Genomic DNA, 18,962 nt, shown 5'->3' with positions numbered 1-18,962 from the left:
CAACGTTTACTTCAAAAGGAAACGGGACTTCAAGGCGGCAATAGACCAATTTTTTGCTGTGATTCTTCCAGAGATCGCAGGCTCTTTGACATCTCGAGTTAATGATAATTTTCAGGTTCTCAAGCCTGCATCTTCAAGTTGATTCGGTATATATTTCAATAAGTTAGATTGAAATCTAACAAATTGAGCAATAAATCGCCCCCGCAGAGCAAAAAACCGCTCAACTAGGCATGATATGACCAAATTTTTGCTAGGCTTAGTGCACTCTTACTCTTAAGAGATGCAACTGAGCTAGCGTCGCAAGTCTAAGCCGCTGCACCATTGACAGAGTATGTAAAGTGCACGACACAGCTTAGATTCCAGCCTCACCAATTAAATGTTAACATCGTCACATCTAAAACTGCGGTGGTCATCAGTAAACCTTGTTGATGATTATGATAAACATCAATCAATACTATCTTCCTCCACTAGCAGAATTTTCACATTAAAAGGCAGTTTTCAAATGGTTAACAACACAATTCAATGGTTTCCGGGACATATGCATAAAGCACGCAAGGAAATCGAAGAGGTCATTCCTCAAGTTGATGTGATTATCGAAGTGTTAGATGCTCGAATTCCGTTTAGCAGTGAAAATCCATTAATCTCTCATTTACGTGGTGATAAACCTTGTGTCAAAGTGCTCAATAAGCGTGATTTAGCTGACCCAGAAATGACTGAACTTTGGATCGAACATTTTGAAAAAGAGCAAGGTGTAAAAGCGATGGCGATTACGACCTCTAACCCTCAAGAAGTTCATAAGATATTAGAACTGTGTCGTAAGTTAGCCCCACACCGTGAAGAAATTGGCAAAAATATTCGCACCATGATTATGGGCATTCCAAATGTTGGTAAATCGACGATAATCAATACATTAGCTGGGCGAACTATTGCACAAACTGGCAACCAACCTGCCGTCACTCGTCGCCAACAACGAATAAATTTGCAAAACGGTATCGTACTTTCGGATACTCCAGGAATTTTGTGGCCTAAAGTAGAAAACCCACACAGTGGCTTTCGCTTAGCCGCCACCGGTGCAGTGAAAGATACTGCAATGGAATACGATGAAGTCGCTTTCTATACTGTCGAATATTTAAGCAAGGAATATCCTGAACGTTTACAAGAACGCTATCAGATAGAAGAATTGCCACAATCAGATGTCGAATGGATGGAAGAGATTGGTCGCAAGCGGGGCGCTTTACGCTCAGGTGGACGTATCGATTTACATAAAGCTTCTGAAATTCTTTTGCATGAACTTCGTCAAGGTACTCTCGGGCAAATCACATTGGAACGACCAGAAATGATCACGCAGGAGCTTATCGAAGTTGAAGAACGTGCCGCGCGCGATGCTGAAGAAAAAGCGAAGCGAAAAGAAGAAAGACGTAAACGCTACTTGCGAAATAAGCGATAGTAAAACGGACAATACATCGACAGTTTAAGCTGACTAAGGGCAATATCACATTGCCCTTAATTTTCCTGATTATGCTTCAATACTGGCCAATTTCAATAATATCGCCTCGAGTTGATCCCAAGGCATTAATTGAGAATCGATCACTTCTAATCGTGACTCAAACCCTTCCAAACTCATTTCATTGACCGAAACCACGCCATTAGCAACATTAAATGCGTAACAACCTTTATCGGTATTTACGACGGCTTTAACTCGCTCTGCAGTTAATGCACTCAGCATTGAAAATAGTTCATCAAAGTCAAAATGGTACTCTGCACCAAATAACCAACCACAACTAAAGTAGCCTTGTCCTCGATTTTCTTTACGAACGAACGCTTTGCCCGGCTCTAGTTCAAACTGGGGTTCTAATGCTGCGTGCTGATGATGGTGAGGCTCAATATAAGTCGACGCACTACCGTGAATGCGTTCAATATCAAGCAACTCTAATGGCAATTGTCCTTGCTTTACTAATTTGCTAAATACCTTAGCAGGTTTTTGATCCGTCACCCAATCATTAAAAGCGTCAATATCATCACTGGTGCAATGATCGACTTTATTACCAATGACCACATCAGCACTCGCCAATTGATCATTAAAATTTTGATTGGATGTATATTTTTCATCACGTAGATTTCGCGGGTCAACCAACGCGATTGTCGCTTTCAAATCAACATAGGCTTGATATTGCTCTGAGGTTAATGTCGCGACAACTTGCTTGGGGTGTCCCAAACCTGTCGGCTCGATCAATAATCGGTCAGGTTTTTGTCTCAGCAGCGCATTGATGCCAACCGACATAGGGACACCTGCGGTGCAACACATACAGCCGCCCGGTACCTCTTTGATCAGCGCGCCTTGGTCAGACATCATCGCCCCATCAATGCCAATTTCTCCAAATTCATTGACGAGCACCGCCCACTTTTCATCGGCAGGTTTATTTTTCAATAGGCTTAAAATTGCCGTGGTTTTTCCAACACCAAGAAAACCAGTAATAATGTTAGTTGGTACTTTTTTTGTCATGTCAGCACTCCTTTTGACGGAGTATATACTGAAATAATGACAAGGTGCAGCGTTTGAAGAGTATGCGCTAAGCTTGAAACTAGCATGTCAGAATGACAAAAGGCGCACTGCAGGAGCGCGCCCTTTACCTCGTTACTCAATCGTGAGTTTGCGAATTGGGGAGGCTATAGATGCAACCCAATCATTTACGAGGAAATAGAATTGAATATTGATTCCATCCAAATTGTAAGTAAGGCTTTCTTCCTCCGTGTATGATATTGAATCTGCCTTACGCTTTAAATATGGCTCATTTTTAGTATATAGCAAGTTGTAGATCGATTTTTTATTGTTCAGATCTCATTTTTGACAAGTAAGTTATCAGTTTCTCATATATGAAAATCAACATTCCAACTTTGACGCTATAGTTGATCACATTCGAGCGTATAATTCTGCGACATGCATATATCAACGATACCCGAGACCCATTCTAAATGACCAAAAGAGAGAAATTAAAGCAGTCGCTACTTGCTAAAGTTCCTAAAGATACCATTAACCAATTTCTCTCTAAGGAAAAAACACCATTTTCTGTTCTTTTTCTCTCTCTTGTCGTCGGAATACTCGCTGGCATTGTTGGTACCTATTTTGAATCAGCGGTGCATTTAGTTTCTGAAACACGAACCGAATGGTTAAGAAGTGAAATTGGCAATATTTTACCACTTTGGTTAGCTGCGTTTCTCATTAGTGCTGCACTGGCATTCGTAGGCTATTTTCTTGTTCACCGCTTTGCCCCAGAGGCTGCAGGTTCTGGTATTCCTGAAATTGAAGGGGCAATGGATGGTATGCGCCCGGTACGATGGTGGCGTGTTCTTCCAGTTAAATTTTTCGGTGGTATGGGAGCTCTCGGCTCAGGGATGGTTTTAGGTCGTGAAGGGCCAACCGTGCAGATGGGTGGTGCAATTGGTCGTATGGTCTCCGATATTTTCCGCATCAAGAATGACGACACTCGCCATTCATTGCTGGCTTCAGGTGCTGCGGGAGGTCTAGCTGCCGCTTTCAACGCACCACTTGCTGGTATTATGTTTGTTATTGAAGAAATGCGTCCACAATTTCGCTATACGCTAATTTCAGTGCGTGCGGTCATTATCTCAGCCGTTGCGGCTAACATCGTATTTCGTATGATCAATGGTCAAGCCGCTGTTATTCATATGCCTCAGTACCAAGCGCCAGAATTAGCAGCATTATGGTTGTTTTTACTTCTAGGTGGACTATTTGGGATATTTGGCGTTCTTTTCAATAAGCTGATTACTCTCTCGCAAGATATGTTCACCAAAATACATAAAAACGATCGTAAACGGTATTTACTTACCGGTTCTTTATTAGGCGGTTGTTTTGGGCTTACATTACTTTATATCCCAGAATTGACTGGGGGCGGTATCGCGTTGATCCCTAATATCACCAACGGTGACTACGGCGCAATGTTACTCCTTTTACTATTCATTGGTCGTATTTTTACTACCTTAATTTGCTTTGGCTCTGGAGCACCTGGAGGTATTTTCGCGCCAATGTTGGCACTTGGAACTCTATTTGGCTACGCATTTGGCTTGATTGCCCAAGGTCTACTGCCTGAACTGTCTATAGACCCAGGTATGTTCGCCATTGCCGGTATGGGAGCGTTGTTTGCAGCCACAGTCCGTGCGCCAATCACAGGTATTTTGCTAGTGATAGAAATGACCAATAATTACTACTTAATTTTACCGTTAATCATCACCAGCCTTGGAGCTGTAATTTTTGCGCAAATGCTCGGTGGACAACCAATTTATAGCCAGTTACTGCACCGAACATTGAAAAACGCGAAATTACAGCAGCAAGATCTGCCACCAAAAGAGTAGTAACCGACTTTAAGGATAGAAAGTCATTTGCAACCAAAGCGTTACTAACGTTACAAAACAGCCGCGTTATGTTGCACAACTTAACGATAAACTTAATAATGTCTTAGTTTGTTGTCGTCTAAAACATGGGTCGTTTTAGAACAAATTAAGATATGGAGTTTATCGTTGAATTGGAAAAGGTTAGTCCAGGTACAAAATACCCCACCTTCACAAGCTGCCCTTGCTTTGGGCGTGGTCAGCCTTGGGCAAGCATGGGCATTGTACATTCCACAAATTGGTATAAGCATTCGTCCATACTTGGCAGCTATTGGGGCATTGCTTTTACTGCCTGTATTAGTGAAATATTTTAGTAGTTTTAGAACCTTCATTATGGATATCCGCCACCCGCTATCCGGCAGCTTGATGGCCCCAATGAGTATGACATTACTTATTCTGTGTGACTACCTAGCTCTGATATCGCCACTCATTGCCTATCCTATTTGGTTCTCTGCACTTTTGCTTCATTTAACGATGATGGTACTTTTCTTCGGTTTTCAGATAGTCAATTTCAAAATCGCCAACATTGTCCCAAGCTGGTTTCTCTACCCTGTTGGGTTAATCAGTAGTTCTTTAGCTGGCACTCAGTTTGGGCATACTTTATTCTCCGAAACATTGGTAACCGTCTGTATTGCTATCTATTTTTTCATGCTACCACTTATCCTTTACCGTCTTGTATTCGCAGGAATGCTGCCTAAGCGGGCACGACCAACGCTCGCCATAATGGCGGCCCCAATCAATCTCACGCTTGCAACCTATTTAGTTAATTTTCCTGCACCAGACCCAATATTAACCGGAGCACTTGCTGGTATTGCTATCACAATGACCTTACTTATTTATCTTTGCTATATTCGGTTGTTAAGGCTGAAATTCCAACCATCGATTGCGGCAGTAACATTTCCATCAGTAATCAGTGCAATTGCCATGCATCGCCTAACCACTTTTTTCCAAGCTGAATATCCTCAGTGGTATTGGCTACACAGATTTGGATTATTTGAATTAAGTATTGCTAGCATTTTGGTGGTATGGGTATCCATTGGCTATATTAAAATGTACTGGCCTGAAATTCAGCCTAAAAAATAACAGCCTTGAATTAATAAATCCATATGAATATATTAATTCAAGGCTTGATAAGCCTAATTAATTAAGCACGATATAAAAGACACTATATCTTATATTGTAATAACAAACAAAATAATAAACATTCGATAGTGACAAATTAAAAACCAAAGTCAATATATCCTTTGTCAGCTGGCATTAAATTTAAAATCATACAAAGGATATAAAAATGAACACAAACAAGTGGAAATGCAACCTGCCCACATTTATCCAGTCTAGAATTGACTATTTTATCAATGACTTGATAAATAGCAATGATAATGGCAAACATCTCGTCCTAGGGAAGCGTCCTACTAAGAATGACATTATATTGCAAAGTAACGACTATTTAAGCCTTGCTGATCATCCATTGATTAAAGCACGGTTAAAGAATGCAATTGACAAAAGTCATGATAGCATTTTTATGTCTGCTATTTTTCTTCAAGATGAAGAGACGAAACCTTCTCTAGAAACTCTATTTGCCCAATTTATTGGATTTGATAGTTGTTTGTTATCTCAGTCAGGTTGGAATGCTAATATCGGGCTTTTGCAAGCTATATGTGCACCACAAAGTAATGTCTATATTGATTTCTTCGCGCACATGTCGATGTGGGAAGGTGCCCGTTACGCAAATGCTAACATTCACCCTTTCATGCATAACAACTGTGAACACTTAGCGAAATTGATTGCTCGTCATGGTCCTGGAGTGATTATGGTGGATTCCATATACAGTACAATTGGTACCGTTGCACCACTAGAAGAGTTAGTTGCAATCGCTAAGAAAAACGATTGTGCCATTTTAGTTGATGAATCACATTCGCTAGGCACACATGGAGATCAAGGTTCAGGGCTTGTCAGTCAACTCGGACTAACGAAGGAGGTTGATTTTATTACCGCTAGTCTTGCAAAAACTTTTGCCTATCGAGCGGGAGCAATTTGGGCAAATAATAATGTTAACCTGTCTATACCATTTGTCAGTTACCCTGCTATTTTTAGCTCAACAATATTACCTTACGAAGTCGAAGCATTACATGCGACATTAGAAATCATTAAAGCAGCCGACTCTAAAAGAGAACATTTACATCGCTGCGCGCAAAAACTTCGTTCAGGATTAAATGAAATTGGCATAAAAATCAGGAGTCAATCGCAAATCATTGCACTCGAAACTGGAGATGAAAGAAATACTGAAAAAGTCAGAGATTATTTAGAGAACAATGGAATATTTGGTGCTGTATTTTGTCGTCCAGCAACATCAAAGAATAAGAATATTATTCGATTATCACTAAATAGTAATATAACCGACACGCAAATTGATAGAATATTGACCACTTGTGCATTGGCAAAGGATGAAAATAACTTTCATTTCAAATAAATCCATAATTAAGAAATAAACTAGTTTCAACAAATCTAACCCCAAGAATTCTCTTGGGGTTATTATATCCATCGCCCTAACTTGCTAAGTAATAGATCTTTATCTGCAGGCTTTAATATATAATCATTCATACCTGACATACGAATTTTATCAAGTGTTGTTGGGCTAGTATCCCCTGTATATCCGATAATAGGGATATTTTTATATGGCGTAGACCCAGAACGAACCAATGAGGTAGCTTCAATACCATCCATAATTGGCATTTCTATATCCATAAAGATTAAATCGATAGGATTACTCTCAAGCATAGTCATAGCATTTTTACCGTCACTGGCTTGCAATACTTCAAATCCTTGCTTTTCTAGTAATAAAGCGGTGAAGCTGCGCAAAGAATGATTATCGTCGACAAGTAGTATGCGTTTTTCATAATCATACCGCTTAGCTGGTATCTGATTTTTGTCCGTCATTAACTCTGAGCTTTCAAACATCAACTTATCAATGATTGCAGCACCACCCAGTAATAACTTGTGCTTTTCAACAGGGTAAATAGTCAAATGGCGATCCATATTTAACGCATAGTGTTGATTTTGATCGTATAAATAACAAATTTTCGCTTCTGTGAAGTGCAACTTTGACTCTAGTTTTGTCAGGTACTCTGGAGACTCGTTGAGTATTTCCAAATCTACGATGATTAAATCAAACTCAAACTCGAATTCCTCTTTTTCCAAGGCGTCATCTGGATCCAGATTATTCAAACGAAACCCAAGATAAAATGACTTTTCACTCAAATATCGGTTCACCATGCTGGTTCTTCCAATATACAATAACGTCTTAGACTTCATGAGATCCAATTTAATATGTGCCACTTTTTCTGAAATATAACGTGGGAAGGTTAAAGTAAACTCCGTCCACTCTCCTAATCTCGAGCGACAACTAATACTACCTCCAAAAGCTTTCATTACTTTACGACAAAATGGCAAGCCTAATCCATAACTGCCATTTTTACCAAAAGTATAGAAGTCTTTAAAAATATCTTCTAACAAGTGTTCTTCAATACCGATCCCATTATCTTTGAATAAAATAGTATGCTGATCACCTTGATTTTTTAAAGTGATATGGATGCTAAATGAATCACCGTTTTGATAATAAAATGCATTTTTTAACAAATTATATAGGGTGTATTTTAAAAGCGTACTACTGCCAAAAAATTCAAAATCATCAATCACTTCAAGAGTGACCGATTGTCTATCTTTAGCTTTTTTATAAGAAAAACTGTGTAATGCTTCTTCTACCACAATTTGTGCAGAGATCTTTTTAAAAGTAGATGTTGAAACTCTATTTTGATCTATCGAAGTCAACAACAAATCGATCGTATCATTGCCTGAACGAATCACTTCATCTGCATCATTCAATAGCTCTCTGATGAGAGTCAGATCTTTAGCTGGTAACTGATACACTTCCTTTTTTGATTCATTCGAATTGGGCAAAACAGAACTTAGCACTTCCATTGAGGTTTTTAACGCACTGAGAGGGTTTCTCATTTCATGGGCAATCCCAGCACCAAATGATTTAGCAATGGAAACTTTCGCTTCATGCTCGATTTGATTGCGGAAGTAGAATAAATTGCCAAATACGTAAGTAAATAAGAAGATGGGAATGTAAGGCCATTCAACGATCACAGTTGGTTGAACTAGCATTATTTTATACACGGTAAAATAAGCGCACACTAAGGCAATAACGGCTTGTATTAGCATCACTTTAGTTTCATGCACTAACAAAATATGCAGAAAGATTGAGGCCATAAACGACATTGCCCAAATGGTCGACCAATCATTCATTAACATCATATAGCCAAAAAAGAATGGCAGACAAAAACCTATAACGAACAAGTAATGATAAGGCGCATAACGTTGGATATTCTTGGGAAATACATTTCGAAAAGCAATACTTGCAAATAAGATCGAACAAGCACCACGCAGAAGAATACTTTCGTAAGGTTGCGGGAATAAATAGGTCCAAACGAAATAATAAATTGGGAAGCCAACAAACCCCATCCAGCCAACGAGGGTCAGGTTAGGCTCAGCATATTGGTATATTTTTTTAACAATTTCCATATAACCTTACCAAGTTGACCTGTATATTTTCAGAATCATCATTTGTCTCTCCCCTATCTAACCTATGGATAAGTGACACGTGATTTAGCGATCTCTATTTAGCACTATACCCAAACCACTTGAAGTTGCAGGTAGGCGGCAAGTAAGTGAATCCCCATGAGCATAGATAAACTATGTGATTGGAGTGAGGGAACGTAGCCAACACCGCTGCAACTTCAAGTAGGAAGGATATATCTTGTATCAAGATATATTAACTATTGATACAAGATAGTTAATACCACACACATTATGCAATAAGTTTTATCGAGCTACCTGTGTTTCTTGTCACATCAACATCGATGCGCAGTGCAATTTGCTCTTTTAATTCGCCAACATGAGAAATAATACCTATCGTGCGACCGCCTTGTTGTAAATCGACAAGTGTTTGGATCGCTAGATCCAACGATTCGGGATCCAAACTACCAAAACCTTCATCGATAAATAACGTATCCAGTTTGATGCCACCACTGTACGACTGAACCACATCAGATAAACCAAGCGCTAAACATAATGCAGCCATAAATGATTCACCTCCTGACAACGTGGCGACATCACGCCATTTCCCTGTGTAGCCATCTTCGACCATTAAGTCGAGCCCAGAACCTGCATTACCTTTGGCTCTTTCTTCTTTGCGCTTCAATAGATAGCGCCCTTTACTCATGATCTGCAGCCGCATTGAGGCTTGGATGAGCACATCATCTAACAACACACCAAGTACGAAACGATGCAAACTAACTTTAGCACCCGTTTTGCCATTAGCGATATCACTTAAGGTACCAACCACTTGATATGACTTTTCTAGTGCCTCGTTTTTCGCGTACAAAATAGCGATTCTTTCTTTGACACCTTGGTAACTGTCCATTTTTGAACGTAATTCAGCTAACGTGTTGAAAGCCATTTGCTGCTGTTGTACAGCTTGCTCAACAACCGAGGTATAATCTTCTACATTAGGCAGTTTTTTATCTAGCAACTCATTGGTTAAGGCTTGTAGTTGCCCTTTGAACGTTGCACTCGCATCATCAAATTGTTTGATTCGACGATCAAGTTGCTCAAGCTGCACTGGTGCTAAACGAGCTTGTAAGTAATGTGCTTCATGATCAAAACTGCTGTCCTCAAGAGCGAGCAGCCACTCCGACTGAGCCTTATTTAGTGATTGTTGGCATTTTTGTCGTTGTTCAGCAGCACTACTCTGCGCCGACTCCGTACCAGAAAATTGTGCACTAGCTTGAGTGTAATTTTCTTTAGTTTCAACATCTAAGCGGTGTAGATTTTCTAATTGCAGCTCGGACTGCAACACAACACCATTTAAATATGACTTATCAAGGTATTGTTGAGGAATGCTTTGGTTACAGCTATCGACTTCAGCTTGCTCTTTCGCTACCGCGATCTTAGCGCCTTCCACTTTCTGCTGTTGTTCATCAAAATTCTGTTTCGCTTTTATCTGTTGCTGCTCGAGCGCATTGATGTGCTGTGCTAATTGGTCTGGATTGAGCTGCTCAAGTTGAATAATTTGCTGCTGTAATTGGTTCTGATGTTGCAGCAATTGCTCTAAACTTTGTTCCTTCACCGTTAATTGTGCCACAAACCCTTGCTGCTGCTGCTCTAGCAAAGCCACTTGCGTTTCACTGTGCTGCTGACGTTTAAGGATTGCTTGCTCATTAATCAGTTGCTGTTGTTGAGCTTCTCTTGCTTGTTGAACTTGATCTTTAGCCACCGTATCTTCGGAAAAACTGGCGAGATGAGGATGCTCGCAACTGCCACACACTGGACAAGCATCTCCTTGTTCTAGATTACGAGCCAATTCCGCAGCTTGATTAGTATGCCAAATCATCTCCAGCCTATCGGCATGACTTTTCGCTTGTCGTGTCACTTGTTGCGCTTGCTCAACTTGTAACGAGATTTGCTTTAGCTGCGCATTTTCAGCACTCAGCTTTTGTATTGTTTGTTCTATTTTGTGGTGAACATCAATCAATACATTGATATTGCTAAGCTCTAAACGCTTGGTGCTTAACTCTGCCAATTGTTGACCAACATGATCTAGCTCTTTGCGTTTATCGACTATTTGCTGCTCAAACTGAGTGAGCGCAGCTTGCAGGTTGTGCTTATTTTGGGTCGCAATATCAACATCGCGCAGCGCTCTCTGTAATGCTTGCTGATGACTATCGCGTTCAATTAGCTTTGTTTTGATCACATTCAAGTCGTATATTTTCTTTGTCAGACTTGGGATAACTTTTATTTGTTCGGTGACACGTTGTTGCTCTGTTTTCGCTTCAAGCAAATACTGCTTTGCCGCTAAAAACGCTTTTTCTTTTTCGATCAATACACAATTGGCTTCTTCCAATTGGCGCTGAGAAGCAAGAAAAGTGTTGTAGAGCGAGTCTAGGTGAGTCGCTTTCAACGCATTTTGGCGCTGTAATCGTAACCTATCTATCTCCTCGGTTTGCGTAAGATGAACCGCTTGCTGCTCTAGCAATGTGAGCTGCATCTGAAATTGTTGTTCTAAAGCTTGAGCACTTTTTTGCTCGGCTCTGGCGGCCTCAAGTGCTTTTTGACTGTTTTGGTAGACCAGCTGAGCGCTTTCTAATTCAGGCTTGAGCGATTCAATACTCTCTTGCAGTTGCTGTTCGCTATCCACATTAACAACGTCCAGAGCACCTTTGATTTGGTTATCAAATTCTTCTTTTTCTTTACGAATACCTGCTGCTTTATCAAAAAACGCACGCTCAATTTGGCTGTAAATATGGGTTTGGAATAATTGACCGAAAATTTGCTCACGTTCTTTAGAATTGGCCGTCAGTAGTTCGCGAAATTTTCCTTGTGGAATCACCATCACTTGTCGAAACTGTTTAACATCCAAGCCAATCAGATCGACCATTACTTTAGCCACCGGATTCGGGCGATTGGCCAGCAGTTTTAGCTCATCATCAACCAGTTCGTATAACGAGGCAGCATGTGCTTTTTTCGTTGTTCCTTCACCGCGCTTTTTGGGCACCTCTTGGTCGGGAGAACGCACCACTTGGAAAGTTCGACTACCCAATTCAAAGCGATAAATAATTTCGGTAAAAGTATGAGGGTCAGCATAGTCACAACGCATCTGGTCACCCGTGCGTTCACTGCCCGTCGTTTCGCCGTATAACGCATAGCAAATGGCGTCCAGCAATGAGCTCTTTCCTGCCCCAGTAGGTCCATTGATCAGAAATAATGGAGATGCCCCCAAAACGGTAAAATCAACGATTTCTTGTTTAGCAAAAGGGCCGAAAGCTTGCAAAGTCAAATTCAATGGACGCATTACCGTTCAACTCCTGATTTTAACGCTTGGACAACCTCAACCACAGCTTGTTCTTGAGCAAGTGTCAATGCCTCTTGTTTCGCTTCTAAAAAGAAATCTCGAAACATATCAACTTCACCACGTGCAAGACGAGCACGCCCCATCTCCTGCTCAACACCAATCAGCATACCCGGTTTTTCAAGATGCAATACATTGGGATATGACTTACGAAGTTTCTCCATAGGGTCAAGTATCGCGTGTTTATCCGTTAAACGAACCAATACATAATCATGGTTGTTTGGATCGGTCTTACCCTGTTCAATCACCTCATCCAGTTCGCCTTCAATAATTCGCATGCTATGAGGAGCATTCAGCGGGACGTGGGTTGCACTTACAAAACCATTACTATTCAATTCAACCAGTGTTGCACCTTTCTTTTGGTGTTGTTCGGAAAAACTGTATTTCATCAACGAACCAGAATAACGAATGTACTCTTCACCTTTTTTCTGTGGTTGATGTAAATGGCCAAGAGCAACATAATCAAATGGCGTGAAATGCTCATGGCTGACGCGATCCGAACCACCAATTGATAAAGGACGTTCAGATTCAGACCCGAGTGCTCCGTCGACGAAGCAATGACTGATCAAAACATGGCGTTGTGCTGTGTCCCATTGTTCGGTGATTTGCGTAGCAAGATATTGATGTGCTTCGTTGTGATCTGTCACTGACACGGAAAAATGGTGACGAACCGATTCGGGGTCGTTATACGGTATTCCGTAAAAAGCGACTTCACCTGACGATGGTGTTCGCAATACCACAGGGTGCATCATCTGATCAAAATTACTGATGATGTGCAGGCCGGAATGCTGCATCTGTTTGGCCGCAAAACCAAGCCGTTTCGCACCGTCATGGTTGCCAGGGATGAAAATCATCGGGATACTTAAGTCATGACATACACGCGTCACCACGTCATCTAACAATTCAATAGCAGAGGTTGGCGGCACAGAACGATCATAGATATCCCCAGCCACGACCAAAGCATCGACCGGGTTATCTTGTAAGTACGTAATCAATTGGTTGAGTACGTCTCGTTGATCGTCTAATAAAGACACATTATGGAATTGTCGGCCAAGATGCCAGTCAGAGGTGTGAAGAAACTTCATTCCAACCCTAAAATACAGTGATACGCGTCGCTCTATGATACCCGATTAATAAAGAAATGCGATCTAACAGCTCTCAAAACTTTTCCGCTAGAGGCATTGTTTGTCGTTAAGCAGATCGCACCTTCAATTTTCGAGGTATTAATTCAATGCCCGCTTGATAACGCTTTGCTGAAGCGTTTAATGCAAGGGCTAATGCGCTGTCTGCAATGAGTTCAAATTGCTGTGGCAATGAGTTAATTTTGAACGGAAGAAAATCAAGTAATCGGTTATCACCGAAAGTAGACAACTTAACTTTATTGACCAATTGAGGTTGCTCAAGTAAGACATCGAGGATTCCCTCTAACAACGTATAAGAGGTCGCCACAATGGCATCTGGCATTTGATCGTTCTCTAGCCAATTCAATACCACTTTTTTGCCTTCTTCACGGTTAAAGTGTTCGCCATAACCCACAATGCTTGCAATATTTTGGCTACGCAGCGCCGACTCAAAGCCTAATTGACGTTCTTGAGAAATATTAAGTTCTGGCAATGCGCCAACCAGTCCTACGGTTTTTATCTCTTGGTTAAGTAAAGAATGAGTCAATTCATAAGCAGCGCTAAAATCTTCGCTGATAACACAAGCAAAAAATTCATCATCTAACGGGCGGTCAATTGCAATGACTGGCGTGCCTGCATTTTGTAATTTTTGATAAAAATCACTGGCATTAGGAATTACGCTAGCAACAAAAAGCGCCTCAATTCGACGAGAAACTAAAGCATCCGCAACCGACATTTCAGTTTGAACGTCATCATCAGAACAGGCGATCAAAATTTGGTAGCCCGCTTGGCGAGAGTTTTGCTCAAGCAATTTAGCTAAACGAGCGTAACTGGTGTTTTCGAGATCAGGAATAATCAGCCCAAACGATCGGCTATTGCCAGCTCTTAATGCAGAGGCTGCATGATCTGGGCGATAGTTATGAGCATTGACCACGTCCATCACTTTTTGCTGTGTTTTTTCACTAATTCGATACTTCTGAGCTTTGCCATTAATTACATAACTGGCCGTGGTTTTAGAAACACCAACTAACTTGGCTATTTCATCTAGTGTCATATCAACTACTCTTATTATGTGCGTCTGATCATAGAAACAATCATTCGTTCTCTGATGAGGTTGAATTATACACTGAATCGATTCAGTATTAAAGCTGAAAGGATTCAGCAAAACAAAGAAATGATAAACAACACGACATTTAGTATTCATTTCAATCAACAGCACCATTTTTTTGATAATAAATGCGTTTGCTGAATTTTTTTGGACTGAAAGCTGTATCGATTCAGCTTGATGAAATGCAATTATTATATTACTGATTTTATTTCTATTAGTGATAACGAATAAGCCGCAAGGCAACAAGGGGCCGACATGCTGCAACTCACCTCAAATAATATTAAATTGAGCCAATCGCAAGCCAATAAACAAGATGCAATTCGAGCTATCGCTGCCGATCTTGCTAAAAAAGGACTGGTCGATTCTGGCTATGTTGAAGGAATGCTCAACCGCGAAGCACAGAATTCTACGTTCCTTGGCAATGGTATCGCTATTCCACACGGAACGACTGACACACGTTCATTGGTTAAACAGACAGGTGTGGCTGTTCATCATTTTCCTTCAGGTGTTGATTGGGGGGATGGTAATACGGTTTATGTTGCTATCGGTATCGCAGCAAAATCAGACGAACATTTAGGTATTCTTAAACAACTTACCAAAGTGCTTTCAGCCGATGGCGTGGAAGAAAAACTAAAGCAAGCAAGAACCGAAAACGACGTTATCGCTTTACTTAATGGTGAAGTTCAATTTGAGACTGATTTTGATGCATCTCTTATTCAACTACTTTTCCCTGCCAGTGATATGGTACAACTGAGCGCGGTTGCTGGTGGCTTGTTGCGCAACACCGGTTGCGCTGAAAATAACTTTGTTGCGGAACTGGTGACTAAAGAACCGACACATTTAGGCAAAGGTTTATGGCTAATCAGCAGTGATAAGTCCGTGAAGCGTACGGCGATGGCTTTTGTCTCCACAGCTAATGCTTGCGAATACAACCAAATTCCAGTTAAAGCATTGATTGCACTTACGGCATGTAACAGTGCTCACCAAAATATACTGAGTAAAATTTCACAACTGATCTTCCAACAACAGCAAGATACTTTACTCAATGCAACGACTGAGCAACTTTTAGCGTTCTTCAACAATGAAGAAACAGCCACTGCTGAAGAAAGCAACTCTGGAAACGTAGCGGTATTCAAAATTAAGAATGCTCACGGTCTGCATGCCCGCCCTGGTGCAATGTTGGTTGCAGAAGCGAAAAAATTTGAGTCGGCAATTAAGGTCTCCAATCTTGATGGTGACGGTAAAGTTGTGAACGCAAAAAGTTTGATGAAAGTGATAGCGCTTGGTGTCAAGCATGGCCATCAACTTCAATTCTCAGCAGAAGGTCCAGACGCGGCTCTGGCTTTAGAATCCATCGGTAAAGCGATTGCTTCTGGCTTAGGCGAAGGTTGAGAGCATAATTATGACCAATAAAGTTGTCACTATCACCCTCAACCCAGCACTTGATTTAACGGGTAGCCTTAACACACTCAATATCGGCTCTGTTAGCTTGGTTGAGCAAGGTTCACTTCATGCCGCAGGTAAAGGCGTAAACGTTGCAAAAGTACTGAGTGATTTAGGTGCTCAAGTGACCGTCACGGGCTTTCTTGGCAGTGATAATCAAGAAATGTTCTGTCAGTTATTTGAAGAAATAGGCGCAAAAGATGAGTTTGTTCGTGTTAATGGTTCAACTCGGATCAACGTTAAATTGGTAGAAGCCTCCGGTGAAGTGAGTGATATCAATTTCCCTGGTGTTGCTGTCACGCCAGTTGCGATTGAACAGTTTGAACGAACACTACTAAGACTTGCCGAGGATCATGATTTCTTTGTGTTAGCGGGTAGTTTACCACAAGGCATCTCACCTGCGCTTTGTGCATCATGGATTGAAAAACTGCACTCTATGGGTAAAAAAGTGCTGTTTGATAGCAGCCGTGAAGCCCTCAAAGCAGGCCTAGATGCACATCCTTGGCTTATCAAACCGAATGATGAAGAGTTGTCTCAATTTGTCGGACAAGATCTTCACTCACCAGAACAATGTCAACAGGCTGTCGCGCAACTCGCTGAGAAAGGCATCGACAATATTGTGGTTTCCATGGGCGCTAATGGTGTGATGTGGCTCAATCAAAACCAGTGGCTACATGCGAAACCACCTCGCATGCAAGTAGTCAGCACTGTGGGTGCGGGAGATACACTCGTCGCCGGACTTTGCTGGGGACACATGCAAAACATGGAAAAAACTCAACTACTCACATTCGCTACAGCACTTTCTGCACTTGCTGTCACTCAAGTGGGCGTTGGTATGTCAAAACCTGAACAATTAGAAACCCTACAACAACAAATCCAATTACAACCCGTTAGTCAAAGTGCTAACTCATAAGGACAGAAGGTCGTAACTATGAATATTGCCATTATCACTGCATGCCCTAGTGGCGTCGCAAACAGCATTATCGCTGCCGGATTACTTGAACAAGCAGCAAAATCCCTTAATTGGACTGCTAACGTTGAATGTCATTCAAGTGTCATTCAAGGTAATACGCTCTCCGATAGTGACATTACTAACGCAGACGTCGTTATTATTGCGACAAACACTCCGCTAGATACTACTCGCTTCATCGGCAAAAAAGTGTATCAAAGTGAGATTTCCGCTTGTACATCAGATCCTAGTGCTTTTTTGAACAAAGCGGTAAACGAAGCGACTGAACTAACCGCGCAAGCTGCTACCACTTTATCGGCTCCTGTTGCGACAAATACTGCAACCAATGCCGTTAAAAAGATTGTTGCAATTACTGCTTGCCCAACGGGTGTCGCTCATACATTTATGGCCGCAGAGGCTTTGGAAGAACACGGTAAGCGCCTTGGCCACCAAATTAAGGTTGAAACCCGCGGTTCAGTCGGTGCAAAAAATCAATTAACCGCCGAAGAAATTGCTGATGCTGATCTAGTTATCATTGCAGCAGACATTGAAGTACCACTTGAACGCTTTAATGGCAAAAAATTATACAAAACTAGCACCAGCCTTGCACTGAAGAAAACCGAGCAAGAAATTACTAATGCCTTTAATCAAGCTGCTATTTACACGTACTCTTCATCAACCAATAGTAACCAAACTGAAGAGAAAAAAGGTGTTTATAAACACTTGATGACTGGTGTTTCACACATGCTTCCAGTTGTAGTCGCTGGTGGTTTGATCATCGCGCTATCCTTTGTTTTCGGTATAGAAGCGTTTAAAGAAGAAGGCACATTAGCCGCCGCGTTAATGACTATTGGTGGTGGTTCTGCCTTTGCCTTGATGATCCCTGTACTTGCGGGTTTCATTGCGTTTTCTATTGCAGACCGCCCTGGCCTTGCTCCTGGTTTGATTGGCGGTATGTTGGCAAGCTCTACTGGCGCAGGTTTCCTTGGCGGTATTGCGGCCGGTTTCATTGCCGGTTACTCAGCCAAATTTATTGCTGATAAAGTCTCATTACCTCAATCAATGGAAGCATTGAAACCAATTCTAATCATTCCATTTATTGCGACTTTGATTACTGGCTTGGTAATGATTTACGTCGTCGGTGGTCCTGTAGCTGGTATCATGACAGCAATGACAGAGTTCCTGAACAACATGGGTTCTGCTAACGCGGTCTTACTCGGTGTTATTCTTGGTGCAATGATGTGTTTCGACCTCGGTGGCCCAATCAACAAAGCGGCTTACACTTTTGGTGTTGGTCTACTAGCTTCACAAACTTACGCACCAATGGCTGCCATCATGGCCGCAGGTATGGTACCAGCATTAGGCATGGGTTTAGCGACATTCCTAGCGAAAGATAAATTTGAAGCGGGTGAACGTGAAGCGGGTAAAGCATCATTTGTTCTTGGCTTATGCTTTATCTCTGAAGGTGCTATCCCATTTGCAGCTAAGGACCCAATGCGAGTCATCCCTGCATGTATGGTGGGTGGGGCATTAACAGGTGCGCTATCTATGCTGTTTGGTGCTAAATTGATGGCTCCACATGGCGGTCTGTTTGTGCTACTAATCCCAAATGCAATCACACCAGTATTAATGTACCTAGTTGCCATTGCAGCAGGTACAGCAGTGACAGGCTTTGGTTACGCTTTCTTGAAAAACCGAGCTAAAGCGGATGATAAGTCGGCGGCAACCGCCTGAAAACAATAAGATTTAAACCTGTGAGCAGCATGCTGCTCACTTCTTTTTTCTTAGTCCCCCTCAACTAACTTGCCAGTGAATTACTCCTTTCACTGGCTTTTTTATGGTTCATCGCGGATTAGCGGGAACTAAAAACAAAAAAACGGTAGTAAGTGATATGGTTTAGTCGCCAAACAAAAATCATACACAAACTACCGTTTCCATGTCGAATCATACTTTCCTATCTTCATT

Annotated in this window: 12 protein-coding genes and 1 pseudogene; 8 read left to right on the top strand and 5 right to left on the bottom strand. The window is 41.5% G+C overall.

Going from position 1 to position 18,962, the window contains the following annotated elements; genetic code table 11:
* Together AACW06_RS17155 and ylqF are read left to right on the top strand one after the other, a co-directional pair.
* Window positions 1-142, top strand: a pseudogene (locus tag AACW06_RS17155) (IS630 family transposase); the annotation flags it as partial.
* Between the two features lie 360 nt (window positions 143-502).
* Window positions 503-1,447, top strand: coding sequence for a ribosome biogenesis GTPase YlqF (gene ylqF, locus AACW06_RS17150; protein WP_192076006.1), 945 nt, complete (start codon window positions 503-505; stop codon window positions 1,445-1,447).
* 69 nt (window positions 1,448-1,516) lie between these two features.
* On the opposite strand, the gene AACW06_RS17145 is transcribed toward ylqF, so the two are convergent.
* The gene (locus AACW06_RS17145) at window positions 1,517-2,503 is read right to left on the bottom strand and encodes a CobW family GTP-binding protein (protein ID WP_192076005.1); all 987 of its coding nucleotides are present in this window, start codon (window positions 2,501-2,503) and stop codon (window positions 1,517-1,519) included.
* Window positions 2,504-2,973: 470 nt separating this feature from the next.
* Between AACW06_RS17145 and clcA the strand changes: the two genes are divergently transcribed.
* From clcA to cqsA, 3 genes are all read left to right on the top strand, one after another.
* Window positions 2,974-4,371: a H(+)/Cl(-) exchange transporter ClcA gene (gene clcA, locus AACW06_RS17140; RefSeq protein ID WP_192076004.1), complete on the top strand. Its 1,398-nt coding sequence runs from the start codon at window positions 2,974-2,976 to the stop codon at window positions 4,369-4,371.
* 165 nt (window positions 4,372-4,536) lie between these two features.
* Window positions 4,537-5,490 (top strand): TDT family transporter, encoded by a 954-nt coding sequence (locus AACW06_RS17135; protein WP_192076003.1) that lies wholly within the window; start codon window positions 4,537-4,539, stop codon window positions 5,488-5,490.
* Window positions 5,491-5,689: 199 nt separating this feature from the next.
* Complete coding sequence (gene cqsA / locus AACW06_RS17130) at window positions 5,690-6,877, top strand: alpha-hydroxyketone-type quorum-sensing autoinducer synthase (protein ID WP_337923496.1); 1,188 nt, start codon at window positions 5,690-5,692, stop codon at window positions 6,875-6,877.
* A 62-nt stretch (window positions 6,878-6,939) separates the two neighbouring features.
* Here the strand turns inward: cqsA and AACW06_RS17125 are convergent, their stop codons facing one another.
* From AACW06_RS17125 to cra, 4 genes are all read right to left on the bottom strand, one after another.
* Window positions 6,940-8,991, bottom strand: coding sequence for a hybrid sensor histidine kinase/response regulator (locus AACW06_RS17125; RefSeq protein ID WP_192076001.1), 2,052 nt, complete (start codon window positions 8,989-8,991; stop codon window positions 6,940-6,942).
* A 286-nt stretch (window positions 8,992-9,277) separates the two neighbouring features.
* Window positions 9,278-12,319 carry an AAA family ATPase gene (locus tag AACW06_RS17120; RefSeq protein WP_192076000.1) on the bottom strand — a complete coding sequence of 1,014 codons (3,042 nt, stop codon included), beginning with the start codon at window positions 12,317-12,319 and terminating at the stop codon, window positions 9,278-9,280.
* Window positions 12,319-13,461, bottom strand: coding sequence for an exonuclease SbcCD subunit D (locus AACW06_RS17115; protein WP_192075999.1), 1,143 nt, complete (start codon window positions 13,459-13,461; stop codon window positions 12,319-12,321). Before AACW06_RS17115 ends, AACW06_RS17120 begins: the two co-directional genes overlap by 1 nt.
* 106 nt (window positions 13,462-13,567) lie before the next feature.
* Window positions 13,568-14,701, bottom strand: a complete 1,134-nt coding sequence (gene cra / locus AACW06_RS17110) for a catabolite repressor/activator (RefSeq protein ID WP_192075998.1) — start codon at window positions 14,699-14,701, stop codon at window positions 13,568-13,570.
* A gap of 159 nt (window positions 14,702-14,860) precedes the next feature.
* Between cra and fruB the strand changes: the two genes are divergently transcribed.
* From fruB to fruA, 3 genes are read left to right on the top strand one after another with little or no spacing between them, the layout of a single operon-like run.
* A complete protein-coding gene (fruB, locus tag AACW06_RS17105) occupies window positions 14,861-15,997 on the top strand; it encodes a fused PTS fructose transporter subunit IIA/HPr protein (RefSeq protein WP_192075997.1) in 1,137 nt (378 codons plus the stop codon).
* Window positions 15,998-16,007: 10 nt separating this feature from the next.
* The gene (gene pfkB, locus AACW06_RS17100; protein WP_192075996.1) at window positions 16,008-16,961 is read left to right on the top strand and encodes a 1-phosphofructokinase; all 954 of its coding nucleotides are present in this window, start codon (window positions 16,008-16,010) and stop codon (window positions 16,959-16,961) included.
* An 18-nt stretch (window positions 16,962-16,979) separates the two neighbouring features.
* Complete coding sequence (fruA, locus tag AACW06_RS17095; protein ID WP_192075995.1) at window positions 16,980-18,731, top strand: PTS fructose transporter subunit IIBC; 1,752 nt, start codon at window positions 16,980-16,982, stop codon at window positions 18,729-18,731.
* Window positions 18,732-18,962 lie beyond the last annotated feature (231 nt).

The sequence above is a fragment of the Vibrio sp. S12_S33 genome, assembly GCF_963889785.1.
GTDB lineage: Bacteria > Pseudomonadota > Gammaproteobacteria > Enterobacterales > Vibrionaceae > Vibrio > Vibrio aestuarianus.
This window is presented reverse-complemented; position numbering and strand designations above follow the sequence as displayed.

Coding starts and splice junctions, on each gene's coding strand:
- ylqF (WP_192076006.1), top strand. CDS start 503: ATGGTTAACAACACAATTCAATGGTTTCCGGGACATATGCATAAAGCA.
- AACW06_RS17145 (WP_192076005.1), bottom strand. CDS start 2,503: ATGACAAAAAAAGTACCAACTAACATTATTACTGGTTTTCTTGGTGTT.
- clcA (WP_192076004.1), top strand. CDS start 2,974: ATGACCAAAAGAGAGAAATTAAAGCAGTCGCTACTTGCTAAAGTTCCT.
- AACW06_RS17125 (WP_192076001.1), bottom strand. CDS start 8,991: ATGGAAATTGTTAAAAAAATATACCAATATGCTGAGCCTAACCTGACC.
- AACW06_RS17120 (WP_192076000.1), bottom strand. CDS start 12,319: ATGCGTCCATTGAATTTGACTTTGCAAGCTTTCGGCCCTTTTGCTAAA.
- AACW06_RS17115 (WP_192075999.1), bottom strand. CDS start 13,461: ATGAAGTTTCTTCACACCTCTGACTGGCATCTTGGCCGACAATTCCAT.
- cra (WP_192075998.1), bottom strand. CDS start 14,701: ATGAATACTAAATGTCGTGTTGTTTATCATTTCTTTGTTTTGCTGAAT.
- fruB (WP_192075997.1), top strand. CDS start 14,861: ATGCTGCAACTCACCTCAAATAATATTAAATTGAGCCAATCGCAAGCC.
- pfkB (WP_192075996.1), top strand. CDS start 16,008: ATGACCAATAAAGTTGTCACTATCACCCTCAACCCAGCACTTGATTTA.
- fruA (WP_192075995.1), top strand. CDS start 16,980: ATGAATATTGCCATTATCACTGCATGCCCTAGTGGCGTCGCAAACAGC.